Genomic DNA, 13834 nt, shown 5'->3' with positions numbered 1-13834 from the left:
CCCCCCGCAACCTATTGGAGCTCCTGCATGCGCGCCTTGTTCGTCGGTGGTGTGGTCGACAACAGTGAAATGGATCTGGAAGGCAGCCATCCGCCCGTGCATTACCCCGAAGACACCGGCGGTGGGCATTCACGCTACCGCCTGCACCAGGTCGGCCATGGCGCCGATGGCAGTGTGGCGTATGCGGTCTACGGCGCCCCGGATCTGGCCGATGACGAGGTGGCCCGCGTGGCCGAGGAGCGCGCCTACGCGCGCCGGTTCGAGGCCACGCCTACCGTGTTCGAGCATTAGGCAGATCAGCCACGCATGGCGTGGCTCTACCGGGTAGAGCCATGCCATGCGTGGCTGTGCTCATGGCCTCGGCGGCAACCTGCGCACGCTGGCAATCTCGTCCAGCCACACATAGTGCTGCTGCACGGGCGCATCGTAGTCGTCCAGGCGCAGCTGGCCGTTGGTGCCTTCATCACCGGCGTCGTTACGGAACTGCTGCACCGTTGGCCTGACTGCCACGGTGCCCAGCAGGCGACGACCATCCTGCAGGGTCAGTTCCACCTGCGTTTCGCCTTCCAGCTGCGGCAGCAGGGATTCCAGGCGCGCAATCTGCGCCGGGTCGGTGTGGATACGGGGAGCGATACGGGACATTCGGCGACCTCCTGCACGCAGGGTCGCCGATCGGCCGTGAATGCTCAGTGCAATGCGTCGCCGCTGCGCGCCGCGTGCACGTGGCGCACCGCAGACACCAGCTGGGCCACCGAATAGGGCTTGGCCACATGCTCCTGGAAGCCCGATGCCAGCGCGCGGCGGCGATCATCGGCGCGCGCCAGCGCGGTCACCGCCACGGCCGGCAGCGTGGTGGCATCCACGCCCATGTCATCGCGCAGCGTGCGCACCAACCCGTACCCATCCATGCCCGGCATGCCGATGTCGGTCAGCAGCACGTTGTAGTGCAGGTGGCCATTGTCAGCCAGCAGGGCCAGCGCTTCGCCGGCCGAGGTGGCCGCCGACACCGATGCGCCCTGCTCTTCCAGCATGCGCCGCAGGTATTCCAGCACTTCCGGCTGGTCTTCCACGGCCAGCACGTGCAGGCCGCGCAGCGGGTAAGGCTCGACCACCATCGGTTCGACGATCGGGCCGCTGATCACTTCCCGCAGCGGCCGCTTGTCCGCATCGGGGTAATGCTGTGGCAGGCGCACGGTGAAGGTGGCGCCGTGGCCGTGGCCCTCGCTGGCCGCGCTGACCGTACCGCCATGCAGCTCCACCAGCTGCTGCACGATGGCCAGCCCCAACCCCAGCCCGCCGTGGCGGCGGGTGGTGGTGCCATCGGCCTGGCGGAACCGGCTGAAGAGGTGATTGAGGAATTCCGGCGCAATGCCGTCGCCGGTATCGCGCAGGGTCACCACCCAGTACGCGCCATCGGCCTGCAGCTGCACATCGATGCGACCTTCGGCCGGGGTGAACTTGATCGCGTTGGACAGCAGGTTCCAGAACACCTGCTGCAGGCGCGTGGCATCGCCCAGCACCAGGCAGCGTTCTTCGGGCATCTGCAGGCTGACGTCCAGCGCCTTGCCTTCGGCCACCAGTTCCTGCGCGCCCATGGCTTCGACCAGCTGCCCACGCAGGTCCAGCGATTCCACTTCCAGCTGCACCTTGCCCAGCAGCATGCTGCTCAGGTCCAGCATGTCCGAGATCAGCCGCTTCTGCGCCGTGGCGCTGCTGGCGATCACGTTCAAGCCCTTGAACAGCGGGCTGGTGTTGTCCACCCGCTGCAGCAACAGCTCGCTCCAGCCCAGGATGGTGGTCAGCGGGGTACGCAGTTCATGCGACAGCGTGGCCAGGAATTCGTCCTTCAGCCGCGCCATGTTTTCGGCCGCGCTGCGTGCGGCGCGCTCGGACTGCAGCAGTTCCTCTCGGGCCAGCTCGATCTCGCGGCGGTCGGTCACGTCCGGGCTGCTGCCGGCCAGGCCGATGAAGCGGCCCATCCGCGAAAAGCGCGGGCGAGCGTTCATTTCCAGCCAGCGCCACTGGCCGTCGGCACGGCGCGCGCGCACCAGCGCATGCATCGACCGCTGCGCCTTCAGCGCTTCCTGCAGCTCGTATTCGAACACCGAGGCATCGTCGGGATGCACCAGGCCGCGCCAGACATCTTCCGGCACGCGGGTTTCATCGCCGCCGAAGAACTCACTGAAGGCGCTGTTGACGAAGCGCGCATGGCCTTTGTCGTCCAGCACCCAGACCGGCATCGGCAGGCCGTCGGCCAGCGCGCTGAAGCGCGCCTCGCTTTCGCCCAGTTCCACTTCAATCTGTTTGCGGGCGGTCACATCGAAGAACAAGATGCCGACCATGTCCTCGCCCTCCTGGCCGACGCGCACCGCGTCGACCGAGAACGAACGCCCCAGCGCGCGTGCCTCCATTTCAAACTGGGCCGGTTGGCCACTGCGTGCCACTTCCCCGTAGATCCGGAACCAGTCGCGTTCGTGGTTGGGCTCCAGTTCGGTCATGCGCTTGCCGCGCGCGTTCCTCAGCCCGGTGTGGCGCTCGAAGGCCTCGTTGACCTCCACGAAGCGATAGTCGACGGCGCGGTCACCCTCGAACATCACGTGAATCACGCAGAAACCGGCATTGATGCGCTCGAGCACGCCTCGGTGCAGATCGGTTTCCGGCGTAGGGGCCAGCAGCGCTGGACGCTCGGCGAGGGGCGGCAGTGTGGACAAAGGGGGTCGAGGCAAGCCGGTATGGACGCACAGCATCTTCCAAAGGACGTATTCACAGCGTCAAGCGCCGTCGGTCATGCTTGACGTGAATGAATTGGCGGCAACTGCGACCAACTGTGACGTATTCCGCCGTTGCAGCGGGTCGGGCGCAGGCTCACACTCGGCCTGAAACCTCGACCATCGGCCCTTCCGGCCGCAGGAGTCCTGCCATGAACCGCATGCGTTTCACCGCCGCTGCCAGCCTGCTGCTGGCCTGCACATTGGCTGCCGGCAGCGCCATCGCCGCGCCACGTACGGTCACCGCACCCGATGCACCCCGCGCATTGCAGGCCAATGGCCCGGTCAGCGTGCAGTGGACCGATCCGGCGCAGTTCACCGAGCTGCGCCAGACCACCAACCGCTTTGAGGCCGAGCGTGGTGACTGGGTGCAGCAGATCGCGCGCTACATCCAGACCACCGCGGCCAAGCCGCTGCAGCCCGGGCAGACACTGGACGTGACTGTGACCGACATCAAACGCGCGGGTGATTACGAGCCTTGGCACGGCTCGCGTGGCAGCGATATCCGGATCATGCGCGACATCTACCCGCCGCGCATCAGCCTGCAGTACACGCTGAAGGACGCCAGCGGCCGCATCATCGATGAAGGCCAGGCCAAGCTGAGCGACAGCGGCTACCTGCACAACATCGGCGTGCGCAGCGACACCGATCCGCTGCGCTACGAGAAGCGTCTGATTGACGATTGGGTGAAGAAGCAGCTGACCCCGCAGGTCACTGCCGCGCGGTAACGCACGTCCGCCGGGCATGGCCCGGCGCTACCATCGCATGAACGTTCCAGGTAGCGCCGGGCCATGCCCGGCGTTGCCTCAACCCTGGTAAACCCGCGCCACGCGCTTCACCGCGCACGGCAGCTGGTACGCACTGACGCCGCAGCGCGGGGCCAGTTCGGCCAGCGTGGGGGCACTACCCCACAGCTCCACCACGCTGCCCACAGCGGCCTGCGGGTGGGCGGTCAGATCCACCGTCAGCATGTCCATCGACACACGGCCGATCAGGCCCCCGGGCTGGCCGTCGATCAGCACCGGGGTGCCATTGGGGGCGAACTGCGGGTAGCCATCGGCATAGCCCAGTGCCACCACGCCCACCCGGGTGCGCACCTTGGCCACGAAGCGGGCGCCATAGCCCACCGGCTCGCCGGGTTCGATCCAGCGCTCGGCAATCACCTGCGACTGCATGGTCATCACCGGGCGCAGGCGCGCGGTCAGCGCGCTGTCGTCCGGCAGCGGGTTGGCCCCGTACAGCATCAGGCCCGGGCGCACCCAGTCACTGCGCACGTCCGGCCAACCCAGCAGCGCCGGCGAGTTGCACACGCTGGTCTCGCCGGACAGGCCGTCGATGGCCGCCTTGAACGTCGCGGCCTGCTCATGGGTGCGCTCGCTGTCCAGTTCGTCGGCGCGCGCCAGGTGGGTCATCATCACGATGCGCTCGACCTGCGGCAGCGCGGACAGGCGCGCATGCGCGGCACGGAAACCGGCCACGTCCAGGCCCAGCCGGTGCATGCCACTGTCCAGCTTCAGCCAGACCGTCAGCGGGCGCGGGCTGTCGAAGGCGGCCAGCGCCTCCACCTGCCACGGCGAACCCACCGAGAACCACAGGTCATGTTCGGCCACCAGCGGCAGTTCGCTGGCTTCGAAGATGCCTTCCAGCAACAGGATGGGCGCGCGGATGCCGGCCTGGCGCAGTTCCAGTGCTTCTTCGATGGTGGCCACCGCGAAGCCATCGGCCTCGCCTTCCAGCGCCTGCGCACAGCGCACCGCGCCGTGGCCATACGCATCGGCCTTGACCACCGCCAGTGCCTTGCCGCCGCCCAGTTCGCGGGCCAGGCGGTAGTTGCTGCGCAGCGCGCCCAGATCGATCAGCGCGCGGGCAGGACGCATGCGCGGCTCTCCTGCGGGGCAGCGTGGCCGTACTGGCCGTAACGGAAGATATCCAGGCCCTCGGTGCTGATCTGCGGCTGGCGCGCGCTCATCAGGTCGGCCAGGTAACGGCCCGAACCGCAGGCCATGGTCCAGCCCAGGGTGCCGTGGCCGGTGTTCAGGTACAGGTTGCGCAGCGGGGTGGCGCCGATCACCGGCGTGCCGTCCGGGGTGGCCGGGCGCAGGCCGGTCCAGAACTGCGCCTTGGCCAGGTCGCCGCCCTTCGGGTACAGGTCGCGCACCACCAGCTCCAGGGTTTCGCGGCGGCGCTGCGACAGCGACAGGTCGAACCCAGCCACTTCGGCCATGCCGCCCACGCGGATGCGGTTGTCGAAGCGGGTGACGGCCACCTTGTAGCTCTCGTCCAGGATGGTCGAGGTCGGCGCCATCGCCGGGTCGGTGATCGGCAGGGTCAACGAATAGCCCTTCAGCGGATACACCGGCAGGCGCATGCCCAGCGGCGCCACCATGGCCGGCGAATAGCTGCCCAGCGCCACCACCACCCGGTCGGCGGTTTCCACCCGGTTGCCGATGCGCACGCCGGTCACCCGGTCGCCCTCGACCTGCAGGCCGGTGATGTCCTGGTCGTAGCGGAATTCCACGCCGGCGTCGGCGGCCAGCTGGGCCAGGCGGCGGGTGAACAGCTGGCAGTCGCCGGTCTGGTCGCGCGGCAGGCGCAGCGCACCCACCAGGCCGTCCACATGGGCCAGCGCGGGCTCGGCCTGGATGATGCCGGCGCGGTCCAGCACTTCGTAGGGCACGCCGTACTGGGCCAGGATCTCGATGTCCTGGGCCGAGGCGTCCAGCTGCTGCTGGGTGCGGAACAACTGGGTGGTGCCCAGGTCGCGGCCTTCGAATTCGATGCCGATCTGCGCGCGCAGCTCGTTCAGGCAATCGCGGCTGTATTCGGACATGCGCACCATGCGCGCCTTGTTGATGGCATAGCGCTCCTGCGTGCAGTTGCGCAGCATCTGCCACAGCCAGCGGTACTGGGCCAGGTCCATGCCGGGCTTGATGGCCAGCGGCGCATGCTTTTCGAACAGCCAGCCGATCGCCTTCTTCGGCACGCCGGGGGCGGCCCACGGCGAGGTGTAGCCGAACGAGAGCTGGCCCGCGTTGGCGAAACTGGTTTCCAGCGCGGGGCCCGGCTGGCGGTCGATGACCGTGACTTCAAAGCCGGCCTGCCGCAGGTACCAGGCACTGGTGGTGCCGATCACGCCGCTGCCAAGAACGAGGACTCGCATGGGGACTCTCCAACCCGATCATTCCCTGCGTTTGAGCACGCCGGGACCATAATTGGGGAAGTATAGGCCTGCATTCCTAGAGCATTTGCCTGTTTTTAGGACTACAGTCAGGCAGTTTCCCTGCGATTCATTCCCCGAGGTTGACGGCCATGGCCACCCGCTCCCGCGAACTGGACAAGATCGACCGCAAGATCCTGCGCATCCTGCAGGCCGAAGGCCGCATTTCCTTCACCGAGCTGGGGGAACGGGTCGGCCTGTCCACCACGCCCTGCACCGAACGCGTGCGCCGGCTGGAGCGCGAGGGCGTGATCACCGGTTACCACGCCCACCTGGACCCCACCGCGCTGAAAGCCAGCCTGCTGGTGTTCGTGGAAATCAGCCTGGCCTACAAATCGGGCGACATCTTCGAAGAGTTCCGCCGCGCCGCGCTGAAGCTGCCCAACGTGCTGGAATGCCACCTGGTATCGGGTGATTTCGACTACCTGCTGAAGGCGCGCATCAGCGAAATGGCCAGCTACCGCAAGCTGCTGGGCAGCACCCTGCTGACCCTGCCGCATGTGCGCGAGTCCAAGAGCTACATCGTGATGGAAGAAGTGAAAGAGACCTGGGCGCTGCCGATTGCCGATTGAGGCGATGCCGCCTGTGGGGTCAGAGCCCGCTGCGCGGGATCCGACCCCGGGGCTGGTGATGGGGTCAGAGCCCGCAGGGCGGGCTCTGACCCCGGGCCGGTCACCGCTGCTGCGGATGCTTCATGCCGCCCTGCTGGCGGTGGTCCTGCTGCTTGCCACCCTTGTGCGGCTGCTGCTGGTCCATCTGCTGCTGTTGCTGTTGCTGCTGCGGGTTGCGGCCCTGCGGTTCCTTGCCGGACGGACGGTTCTGCTGGTTCTTCATGATCGCGATCCAAAGGACGAAGGACATGCGGCGGCACGTTGCCGACGCAGCGCCACGGTGGTCCCGTGCGGGTTAATCGCAGGCGAAAAAACAGTGATCGGCACGCACGCGTTTTGCTGGGTTCAGCCCGCCACGCCCGCGCCGCCCCTCACGGCTTGATCTGCTGCCCGGTGCCCTGCGGCACGCTGTCGTAGTAGCGCCCGGTGCGCGAATCAAACACGCGGTTGGGGCCCACCGGCTTCACCCCCGGCACGATGCGGCCGTTGCGGTCATACACCTTGTCCGGCAGTGCCGGCGCCGGGGTGGAGGTGATCGGCGCCGGGCCCGTGGCCTTGATCGGCTGGCGTGGCTGCGGCGAGGGCAACGGCTGCGGCTGCGGGCGGGCCGGCTGCACCGGCGGCTGCACCGGCTGCGGCGCCACCGCGGTGCTGCTGCGGGTGGTGGTCGGGTTGCCGGTCGGCATCTGCGCGTGCGCGGCCAGCGGCAGCAGCGCCGACAGCAGCAGGACAAGGGGGCGGTTCATGGCACGCTCCAGCGTGGACTGCCCCCACCATGCGCCCGGCCCCGTGTGCCGCCCATGAACGCGCATCACACTTGCAAGGCCACCCCGCCACCCCCACTTCTGCCAGCATCCCACCACCGTCCCGGAGAGCCGCATGAGCGCGTTCGACCTCACGCCCCCCACCGCCGCCCAGACCGAAGCACTGGTTGCCGGCCTGAGCGCCGAAGAGCGGCGCGTGCTGCTGCAGCATGGCACCGAGGCACCGTTCTGCGGCGTGTTCCTGGACAACAAGCGCGACGGCGTCTACTGCTGCCGCCTGTGCGCGCTGCCGCTGTTCCGGTCCAGCACCAAGTTCGATTCGGGCACCGGCTGGCCCAGCTTCTTCGCGCCGTACGACCCGGCCCACGTGCGCGAGATCCGCGATACCAGCCATGGCATGGTGCGCACCGAGATCACCTGCGCCCGCTGCGGCAGCCACCTCGGCCACGTGTTCCCGGACGGCCCGCCGCCCACCTTCGAGCGCCACTGCCTGAATTCCGTCTCACTTTCCTTCACCGGCCAGGGTGAGCCGTGGCCCGACCCGCTGCAGCGTGGCGGCGCCGAGGCCGGCACGGCGGACTGAACACCCCCGCCGACCGACTTCACACAATTCCCTCTTCAGAAATCCCGGTGGCGCGCCGACAAGGAGATATCCCCCCTCCTTGCGTCGCGCCATGCTCATCATCGTTGGATTCCTGGTTGTCATCATCAGCGTGCTCGGCGGCTACCTCGGTGCCCACGGCCGCCTGGGTGCCCTCTGGCAGCCCTACGAACTGGTCATCATCGGCGGCGCCGCCCTGGGCGCCTTCCTGGTCGGTACCCCGGCCAAGACGGTCAAGCAGACCCTGCAAGCCATGGTCGGCGTGTTCAAGGGCCCGCGCTACAAGCAGCAGGACTACATCGACGTCCTCAGCCTGCTCTATGAACTGCTGAACAAGGCCCGCCGCGAAGGCTTCATGGCGCTGGAAGACCATGTCGAACGCCCTGCCGAGAGCGCCCTGTTCGCCAACTACCCCAAGGTGCAGGCCGACCACCATCTGGTCGATTTCATCACCGACTGCCTGCGCCTGATGATCGGCAGCAACATTGAACCGCACGAACTGGAACCGCTGCTGGAGCTGGAGCTGGAAAAGCACCACGCCGAAGCCATGGCGCCGTCGCAGGTGCTGACCAAGGTGGCCGACGGCCTGCCCGGCTTCGGCATCGTGGCGGCGGTGCTGGGCATCGTCATCACCATGGGCTCGATCGGGGGCGACATCGTGGAAGTGGGCGGCCACGTGGCCGGTGCGCTGGTCGGCACCTTCCTGGGCATCCTGCTGGGCTATGGCTTCGTCGGCCCGATGGCCTCGGCCATGGAAGCCCGCGCCGAACAGGACAGCCGCATCTACGAATCGGTGAAGACCGCGCTGCTGGCCTGCCTGCGTGGCTACAACCCGAAGATCGCGCTGGAATTCGCCCGCAAGACGCTGCCGTCGAACGTGCGCCCGGCGTTCTCCGATTTCGAGCAGCACCTGAAGACGGTCAAGTAAGCCATGGCCGAGACCAAGCCCACCGTCATCGTCCGCAAGGTCAAGAAGGCCGGCCACGGCGGCCACCATGGCGGCTCGTGGAAGGTGGCCTATGCGGACTTCGTGACCGCGATGATGGCCTTCTTCCTGGTGCTGTGGCTGATGGCCAGCACCAGCAAGCCCGAACGCGCGGCCATTTCCGAATACTTCCGCAATCCCAGCCCGCTGGCCGGGCAGAGCCCCACGCCGGCACCGGGCATGGCCGGCCCCGGCGGCGCCAGCACCTCGATGATCAAGCTGGGCGGCGCCACCGATCTGTCGCGCGGCAACAGCAACGATCCCTTCCAGAACCAGAAGCAGGCCATGCAGCAGCCGGTGGACCAGCAGCAGCGCGACAAGCAGCAGCTGGAAACGCTGATGAAGGAACTGCAGGAAGCGATCAGCCGCAGCCAGGCGCTGGAACCGTTCAAGGACCAGCTGCTGCTGGACCTGACCCCGGAAGGCCTGCGCATCCAGATCGTGGACAAGCAGAACCGGCCGATGTTCGACCTGGGCAGCGCGTCGCTGAAGCCGTACACGCAGCAGATCCTGCACGAGCTGGCCGAGTACCTGAACCATGTGCCGAACCGGATCAGCCTGACCGGCCACACCGATATCACCGCCTATTCGGCCGCGCGTGGCTACGGCAACTGGGAACTGAGCGCCGACCGTGCCAACGCCGCGCGTCGCGCACTGGTGGACGGCGGCCTGGAAGACAGCAAGATCACCCGCGTGGTCGGCCTGTCCTCGTCGGTGCTGTTCGACAAGGTGGACCCGCAGAACCCGATCAACCGCCGCATCAGCATCGTGGTGATGACCCACGCCGCCGAAGAGGCCGCACTGGCCGGTGCCGGCCCGCAGGTGGGGCTGTCGGCCACCACGGTCGACCCGGACGTGAAGGCTGCGCAGGGCGAGGCCAGCCCTCCGGCCGTGACGCCCTGACAGGAGGTTGGGACGGGGAATCGAGGGGTAGAGTCGACTGTCAGTCGACTGCTCCAGGGTCGACTGTCAGTCGACTGCTGCAGGGCTGGTATCCACCATCCCGCGCTTCGCGCGCCAGTCGACTGACAGTCGACTCTACCTACCCCGGGCCCGGAACGCGTGCGGACCAAGGTCCGCACCTACCAAGGGCAGTACAATGGCGGTCTTTCCGTTTCCAGGTGACCCCACCCCATGTCCCAGAACTCCAAGGCCAAGCGCGACAAGCGCAAGAAGCAGCAGGCCAAGCGTCCGTTCCTGCGCCTCAATGCCCAGCAGCAGGTGCAGAACCACGCCGTGCTGACCAATGAAGACGGCCAGCCGGTCGCCGCCATCGGTCTGCAGGGCCGCGAGTGGCTGCTGGCCATCGGCGGCCAGACCATGGGCAATGCCGATAACCCGGTGCCGATGCTGGCCATGCTCAAGCACCTGTCCAACGTGCAGGAAAAGGAAGGCCGCAAGGTCAACCTGGAGTATTCCGAACTGATGCAGAAGCTGCTGGACACCCTGGCGGCCGAAGCCGGCCAGACCGCTGACGAGTACCTGGGCAAGCTGGTGGCCGAGTTCGAGAGCGAGCAGGCCGCAGAAGGCGAAGACGCCGCTGAAGGCGACGTGGTTGAAGCCGCTGCCGACGCCGAGGCCGCTCCGGCCGCTGACGCCGACACCGACGGCAAGCCGCAGGCCTGACCCGGCCGCGGCGGTGGCGGTCTACGTCGATGACGCAGTGCATGCCTGGCGCGGACAGCGCTGGGCGCACCTGATGGCCGACACCCTGGCCGAGCTGCACGCCATGGCGGCGCAGCTCGGCATCCCGCCCCGGGCCTTCCAGAACAAGGCCAGCGGCGCGCACTACGACGTCAACGCCGAACTGCGCGCGCAGGCGATCGCCCTCGGCGCCCGCGCCATCTCCCGCCACACCGACCGCGCCCTGGTGAAAGCGGTGATCGCCAACGCCCGCGCGCAGTACCGGTAGCGTCGACCGTTGGTCGACTGCGCTCCGCCCCGGTCCCGATCAACCCCGCGCTGCGCGCGACAGTCGACCAACGGTCGACTCTACCCCGCCGGGGCCGGCCATCGCTCAGAAACCGACCGCGCGCAGTACCGGTAGAGTCGACCGTTGGTCGACTGCTCTCCGCCCCGTTCCCGATCAACCCCGCCGGGGCGGGCCATCGATCAGAACGGGTCGCTGCCCAGCCGCACTTCCACGTTCAACAGCGAACACAGCGCCAGCAGCGCATCGTCGTCGCGGGTCAACGCCATCCAGCCGGTGAAGCCGTCGCTGCCGGCATCCACGCTCCACAGCGTGTAGTTGTGCTCGCGCAGGCGGTCGAAGGCGGTGGACATCAACTGCACGCCGTCCAGGTCTTCGGCGAAATCCTCGTCGTCCAGGTCGCCACCCCAGTCCAGCTGCAGGTTGAAGCGCGCCGACAGCTCGTTCACCGCCGACTGCAGCGATTCCAGATCGTCGCGCTCCACCTCGAAGCCGGACTGCCAGGCAATGGCGGTGAACAGCGCAGGCACCCAGTCGGCGTCGGCCTCCAGCGGCTCGCCGGCCTCGGCCAGCATCTCGCGCCAGCGGTTGAACTGCTGCAGCGCCAGCTCCTCGTCGCCGGGGTTGATCAGCACCAGCAGGTTCCAGATACGGGCCTCGAAATCGTCCTCGTCGAAATCGTGGGCATCTTCCTCGAAGTCGAAATAGTCGCTGTTGTCGGGCATGGCGGGCATTCCTGTGGGGCAGGCCGGCATTCTACGGTTTATCCTGTGCCGCTGAAGCCGGCCGTGGTGGCCGTCACTGTGAATGATGCGATGAGCGATACCCCTCCCGACCACCTGGCCATCAACCCGGCCAGCCCCTTCCACGATGCGCAGGCGCTGGAGCGCGGCGTGGGCGTGCGCTTCAACGACGTCGAGCGTGACAACGTCGAGGAGTACTCGGTCAGCGAAGGCTGGATCCGCGTGCAGGCCGGCAAGGCGCGCGACCGCCGCGGCAACCCGATGACCATCAAGGTCAAGGGCAAGGTCGAGGTCTACTTCCTGGAACAGAAGCCGGAATAACCGGCTTCTGTAGAGTCGAGCCATGCTCGACTGCTTTGGGAAAGAGCAGTCGAGCATGGCTCGACTCTACAATTCAGCAAGCGCAGTCGAGCAAGCTCGACTCTACGTTTCAGGGTCAGCCACGCAGCGGCATGGGCAGGGTTGGTCAGCCGCGCTGGCGCGATTCCAGCAGGTCCAGGTTGCGGATCAGGCGCCGCGAGATCTCATCGGAAATCACCCCGCGCCGGGTCAGTCGGAACAGTTCCTCGCGTTCGGCATTCAGGCCCGCGCTGCGCAGCTGGCGGTAGCCCTGCTCCATCCGCTTCACCTTGTCCGGGTCCACGTCGGGGCCTTCGTTGTCCTTTTCCAGATGGCGCTGGTACAGCAGGCTGACCCGCGAGGCGGCGTCGTTGAACAGCTGCACGTTGTCGGTGTTCTGGTTCATCACCAGCTGCTGGCGCATGCGCTCCACCCCGGCCAGGGCGGCCTTGGAGGACAGCTTGCGGGCCAGGTCCTCTTCCTTGCGCTCGCCCGAATCGGCCGGCAGCTGCAGGCCCTTCAGCAGCTGCGGCAGGGCCACGCTGGCGCCCACCAGCGAGAACAGAATGACCGCTGCGGCCAGGAAGATGACCAGGTCACGCGCCGGGAACGGGCTGCCATCGGGCAGGAACAGCGGCAGGGTCAGCACGCCGGCCAGGGTGATGGCGCCGCGCACGCCGGCCACCGAGGTGGCCACCACGATGCGCCAGTTCGGCGCCTCGCCATGCTGCAGGCCACGGCGGCGTGCGCGCAGCAGGTTCCAGCGCAGCGACAGCCAGACCCACAGCAGGCGCAGCGCGATCAGCATGGCGTTGATCACCACCACGTACACCAGCAACCACCAGGCACTCTGGTGACCGGTCTCGTTCATGGTCGTGGTCGCGCGCTCGACGATGCCCGGCAACTGCTCACCCAGCAGCACGAACATGATGCCGTTGAAGCTGAACTGCAGCATGTTCCAGACCCCGGCGCGCTGCACGCGCATGCTGCCGGAGACGCGGCCGGTCAGCTCCACGTAGCTCATGGCAATGCCGGCGGCCACGGCCGCGAGGATGCCCGAGGCATGGATTTCTTCAGCCAGCAGATAGGCGGCGAACGGAATCAGCAGGTTCACCAGCATGGCCGCACCCGGCTCCTCGCCGAAGCGGCGCCACAGCCAGCGCTGGAAGGTGGACACGCCCAGGGTGACCGCCACGCCTACCGCCAGGCCCGCCACCGCCACCCACAGGAAGGTGAGCGAGGCGGTGGCCAGCGAGAACGAACCGGTCATCACCGCGGCCACCGCGAAACGGAAGCAGACCAGGCCGGAGGCATCGTTCAAGAGCGATTCGCCTTCCAGAATGTGCATCAGCCGCTTGGGAATGGGCGCCTTCGAAGCAATCGCCCCCACCGCTACCGGGTCGGTGGGCGAGACGATGGCCGCCAGCGCGAAGCACACCGCCAGCGGCATCACCGGAATCATCCAGTGGATCAGCAGGCCGGCGCCGATGACGGTGAACACCACCAGGCCGAAGGCCAGTTCCAGGATCGCGCCCTTGTCGCGGAACAGGCCTTGTTTGGGAATGCGCCAGCCATCGAGGAACAGCAGCGGCGGCAGGAACAGCAGGAAGAACACTTCCGGTTCCAGTGCGTGGCCGCGGTTGAACACCCCGGCGATGACCGCGCCCAGACCGATCTGCACCAGCGGCAGCGGCAGTGAAAAGGGCAGGACGCGAACCAGGTAACCGCTGGCGACAACGGCCACCAGCATCGCCAGGACGACTTCGATGGTGTGCATGCTTCTTCCGGGAAGCGGCGCGTGGGGCCGGTAAAAAACCGGTATGCGCCGGAGACAGGAAAAAAACTTAGCACAGCTGGCGTCCGCTGCGGCCGCCTG

Annotated in this window: 17 protein-coding genes; 9 read left to right on the top strand and 8 right to left on the bottom strand. The window is 67.5% G+C overall.

Annotated elements, in window-relative coordinates; translation table 11 throughout:
• The first annotated feature begins 27 nt into the window (after positions 1 to 27).
• A complete protein-coding gene (locus AC06FA_RS07855) occupies positions 28 to 291 on the top strand; it encodes a hypothetical protein (RefSeq protein ID WP_053518254.1) in 264 nt (87 codons plus the stop codon).
• A 60-nt stretch (positions 292 to 351) separates the two neighbouring features.
• Here the strand turns inward: AC06FA_RS07855 and AC06FA_RS07850 are convergent, their stop codons facing one another.
• Entirely contained in the window at positions 352 to 642 is a 291-nt protein-coding gene (locus AC06FA_RS07850; protein WP_108752057.1) for a DUF3247 family protein, read from the bottom strand.
• Between the two features lie 44 nt (positions 643 to 686).
• Positions 687 to 2747, bottom strand: coding sequence for a hybrid sensor histidine kinase/response regulator (locus tag AC06FA_RS07845; RefSeq protein WP_478067815.1), 2061 nt, complete (start codon positions 2745 to 2747; stop codon positions 687 to 689).
• Between the two features lie 173 nt (positions 2748 to 2920).
• Between AC06FA_RS07845 and AC06FA_RS07840 the strand changes: the two genes are divergently transcribed.
• Positions 2921 to 3496, top strand: coding sequence for a DUF3016 domain-containing protein (locus AC06FA_RS07840; protein WP_478067814.1), 576 nt, complete (start codon positions 2921 to 2923; stop codon positions 3494 to 3496).
• A gap of 78 nt (positions 3497 to 3574) precedes the next feature.
• Here AC06FA_RS07840 and alr read toward each other — a convergent pair whose 3' ends face one another.
• Together alr and AC06FA_RS07830 are read right to left on the bottom strand one after the other, a co-directional pair.
• A complete protein-coding gene (alr, locus tag AC06FA_RS07835) occupies positions 3575 to 4645 on the bottom strand; it encodes an alanine racemase (protein WP_108761133.1) in 1071 nt (356 codons plus the stop codon).
• Positions 4624 to 5928: a D-amino acid dehydrogenase gene (locus AC06FA_RS07830; RefSeq protein WP_312707896.1), complete on the bottom strand. Its 1305-nt coding sequence runs from the start codon at positions 5926 to 5928 to the stop codon at positions 4624 to 4626. The genes alr and AC06FA_RS07830 overlap by 22 nt, the downstream gene beginning before the upstream one ends.
• Positions 5929 to 6077: 149 nt before the next feature.
• Between AC06FA_RS07830 and AC06FA_RS07825 the strand changes: the two genes are divergently transcribed.
• Positions 6078 to 6557, top strand: a complete 480-nt coding sequence (locus AC06FA_RS07825; RefSeq protein ID WP_108748377.1) for a winged helix-turn-helix transcriptional regulator — start codon at positions 6078 to 6080, stop codon at positions 6555 to 6557.
• A 100-nt stretch (positions 6558 to 6657) separates the two neighbouring features.
• Here the strand turns inward: AC06FA_RS07825 and AC06FA_RS07820 are convergent, their stop codons facing one another.
• Both AC06FA_RS07820 and AC06FA_RS07815 read right to left on the bottom strand, forming a co-directional pair.
• Positions 6658 to 6846: a lana protein gene (locus AC06FA_RS07820; protein WP_478067813.1), complete on the bottom strand. Its 189-nt coding sequence runs from the start codon at positions 6844 to 6846 to the stop codon at positions 6658 to 6660.
• A 121-nt stretch (positions 6847 to 6967) separates the two neighbouring features.
• The gene (locus AC06FA_RS07815; protein WP_478067812.1) at positions 6968 to 7342 is read right to left on the bottom strand and encodes a classical arabinogalactan protein 4; all 375 of its coding nucleotides are present in this window, start codon (positions 7340 to 7342) and stop codon (positions 6968 to 6970) included.
• Between the two features lie 133 nt (positions 7343 to 7475).
• On the opposite strand from AC06FA_RS07815, the gene msrB reads away from it, so the two are divergent.
• From msrB to AC06FA_RS07790, 5 genes are all read left to right on the top strand, one after another.
• Positions 7476 to 7943, top strand: coding sequence for a peptide-methionine (R)-S-oxide reductase MsrB (msrB, locus tag AC06FA_RS07810; protein WP_312707899.1), 468 nt, complete (start codon positions 7476 to 7478; stop codon positions 7941 to 7943).
• A 91-nt stretch (positions 7944 to 8034) separates the two neighbouring features.
• A complete protein-coding gene (gene motA, locus AC06FA_RS07805; RefSeq protein ID WP_108752051.1) occupies positions 8035 to 8889 on the top strand; it encodes a flagellar motor stator protein MotA in 855 nt (284 codons plus the stop codon).
• A 3-nt stretch (positions 8890 to 8892) separates the two neighbouring features.
• Positions 8893 to 9849 carry a flagellar motor protein MotB gene (gene motB / locus AC06FA_RS07800; RefSeq protein ID WP_478067811.1) on the top strand — a complete coding sequence of 319 codons (957 nt, stop codon included), beginning with the start codon at positions 8893 to 8895 and terminating at the stop codon, positions 9847 to 9849.
• A gap of 231 nt (positions 9850 to 10080) precedes the next feature.
• The gene (locus tag AC06FA_RS07795) at positions 10081 to 10572 is read left to right on the top strand and encodes a hypothetical protein (protein ID WP_478067810.1); all 492 of its coding nucleotides are present in this window, start codon (positions 10081 to 10083) and stop codon (positions 10570 to 10572) included.
• 13 nt (positions 10573 to 10585) lie between these two features.
• The gene (locus AC06FA_RS07790; protein ID WP_478067809.1) at positions 10586 to 10858 is read left to right on the top strand and encodes a DUF4031 domain-containing protein; all 273 of its coding nucleotides are present in this window, start codon (positions 10586 to 10588) and stop codon (positions 10856 to 10858) included.
• Positions 10859 to 11058: 200 nt separating this feature from the next.
• Here the strand turns inward: AC06FA_RS07790 and AC06FA_RS07785 are convergent, their stop codons facing one another.
• Positions 11059 to 11601 (bottom strand): DUF6630 family protein, encoded by a 543-nt coding sequence (locus tag AC06FA_RS07785; RefSeq protein ID WP_312707904.1) that lies wholly within the window; start codon positions 11599 to 11601, stop codon positions 11059 to 11061.
• A gap of 90 nt (positions 11602 to 11691) precedes the next feature.
• Here AC06FA_RS07785 and AC06FA_RS07780 point away from each other — a divergent pair, with 90 nt between their 5' ends.
• Positions 11692 to 11940, top strand: a complete 249-nt coding sequence (locus tag AC06FA_RS07780; RefSeq protein WP_108751456.1) for a DUF3297 family protein — start codon at positions 11692 to 11694, stop codon at positions 11938 to 11940.
• Positions 11941 to 12085: 145 nt separating this feature from the next.
• Here the strand turns inward: AC06FA_RS07780 and AC06FA_RS07775 are convergent, their stop codons facing one another.
• Positions 12086 to 13735, bottom strand: coding sequence for a Na+/H+ antiporter (locus AC06FA_RS07775; RefSeq protein ID WP_108752047.1), 1650 nt, complete (start codon positions 13733 to 13735; stop codon positions 12086 to 12088).
• Between the last annotated feature and the right edge of the window lie 99 nt (positions 13736 to 13834).

The sequence above is a fragment of the Stenotrophomonas sp. Steno-C17 genome, assembly GCF_056393165.1.
This window is presented reverse-complemented; position numbering and strand designations above follow the sequence as displayed.

Bases quoted from the DNA above. Each gene is read 5' to 3' on its own strand.
- AC06FA_RS07855 (WP_053518254.1), top strand. From the start codon at position 28: ATGCGCGCCTTGTTCGTCGGTGGTGTGGTCGACAACAGTGAAATGGAT.
- AC06FA_RS07850 (WP_108752057.1), bottom strand. From the start codon at position 642: ATGTCCCGTATCGCTCCCCGTATCCACACCGACCCGGCGCAGATTGCG.
- AC06FA_RS07845 (WP_478067815.1), bottom strand. From the start codon at position 2,747: ATGCTGTGCGTCCATACCGGCTTGCCTCGACCCCCTTTGTCCACACTG.
- AC06FA_RS07840 (WP_478067814.1), top strand. From the start codon at position 2,921: ATGAACCGCATGCGTTTCACCGCCGCTGCCAGCCTGCTGCTGGCCTGC.
- alr (WP_108761133.1), bottom strand. From the start codon at position 4,645: ATGCGTCCTGCCCGCGCGCTGATCGATCTGGGCGCGCTGCGCAGCAAC.
- AC06FA_RS07830 (WP_312707896.1), bottom strand. From the start codon at position 5,928: ATGCGAGTCCTCGTTCTTGGCAGCGGCGTGATCGGCACCACCAGTGCC.
- AC06FA_RS07825 (WP_108748377.1), top strand. From the start codon at position 6,078: ATGGCCACCCGCTCCCGCGAACTGGACAAGATCGACCGCAAGATCCTG.
- AC06FA_RS07820 (WP_478067813.1), bottom strand. From the start codon at position 6,846: ATGTCCTTCGTCCTTTGGATCGCGATCATGAAGAACCAGCAGAACCGT.
- AC06FA_RS07815 (WP_478067812.1), bottom strand. From the start codon at position 7,342: ATGAACCGCCCCCTTGTCCTGCTGCTGTCGGCGCTGCTGCCGCTGGCC.
- msrB (WP_312707899.1), top strand. From the start codon at position 7,476: ATGAGCGCGTTCGACCTCACGCCCCCCACCGCCGCCCAGACCGAAGCA.
- motA (WP_108752051.1), top strand. From the start codon at position 8,035: ATGCTCATCATCGTTGGATTCCTGGTTGTCATCATCAGCGTGCTCGGC.
- motB (WP_478067811.1), top strand. From the start codon at position 8,893: ATGGCCGAGACCAAGCCCACCGTCATCGTCCGCAAGGTCAAGAAGGCC.
- AC06FA_RS07795 (WP_478067810.1), top strand. From the start codon at position 10,081: ATGTCCCAGAACTCCAAGGCCAAGCGCGACAAGCGCAAGAAGCAGCAG.
- AC06FA_RS07785 (WP_312707904.1), bottom strand. From the start codon at position 11,601: ATGCCCGACAACAGCGACTATTTCGACTTCGAGGAAGATGCCCACGAT.
- AC06FA_RS07780 (WP_108751456.1), top strand. From the start codon at position 11,692: ATGAGCGATACCCCTCCCGACCACCTGGCCATCAACCCGGCCAGCCCC.
- AC06FA_RS07775 (WP_108752047.1), bottom strand. From the start codon at position 13,735: ATGCACACCATCGAAGTCGTCCTGGCGATGCTGGTGGCCGTTGTCGCC.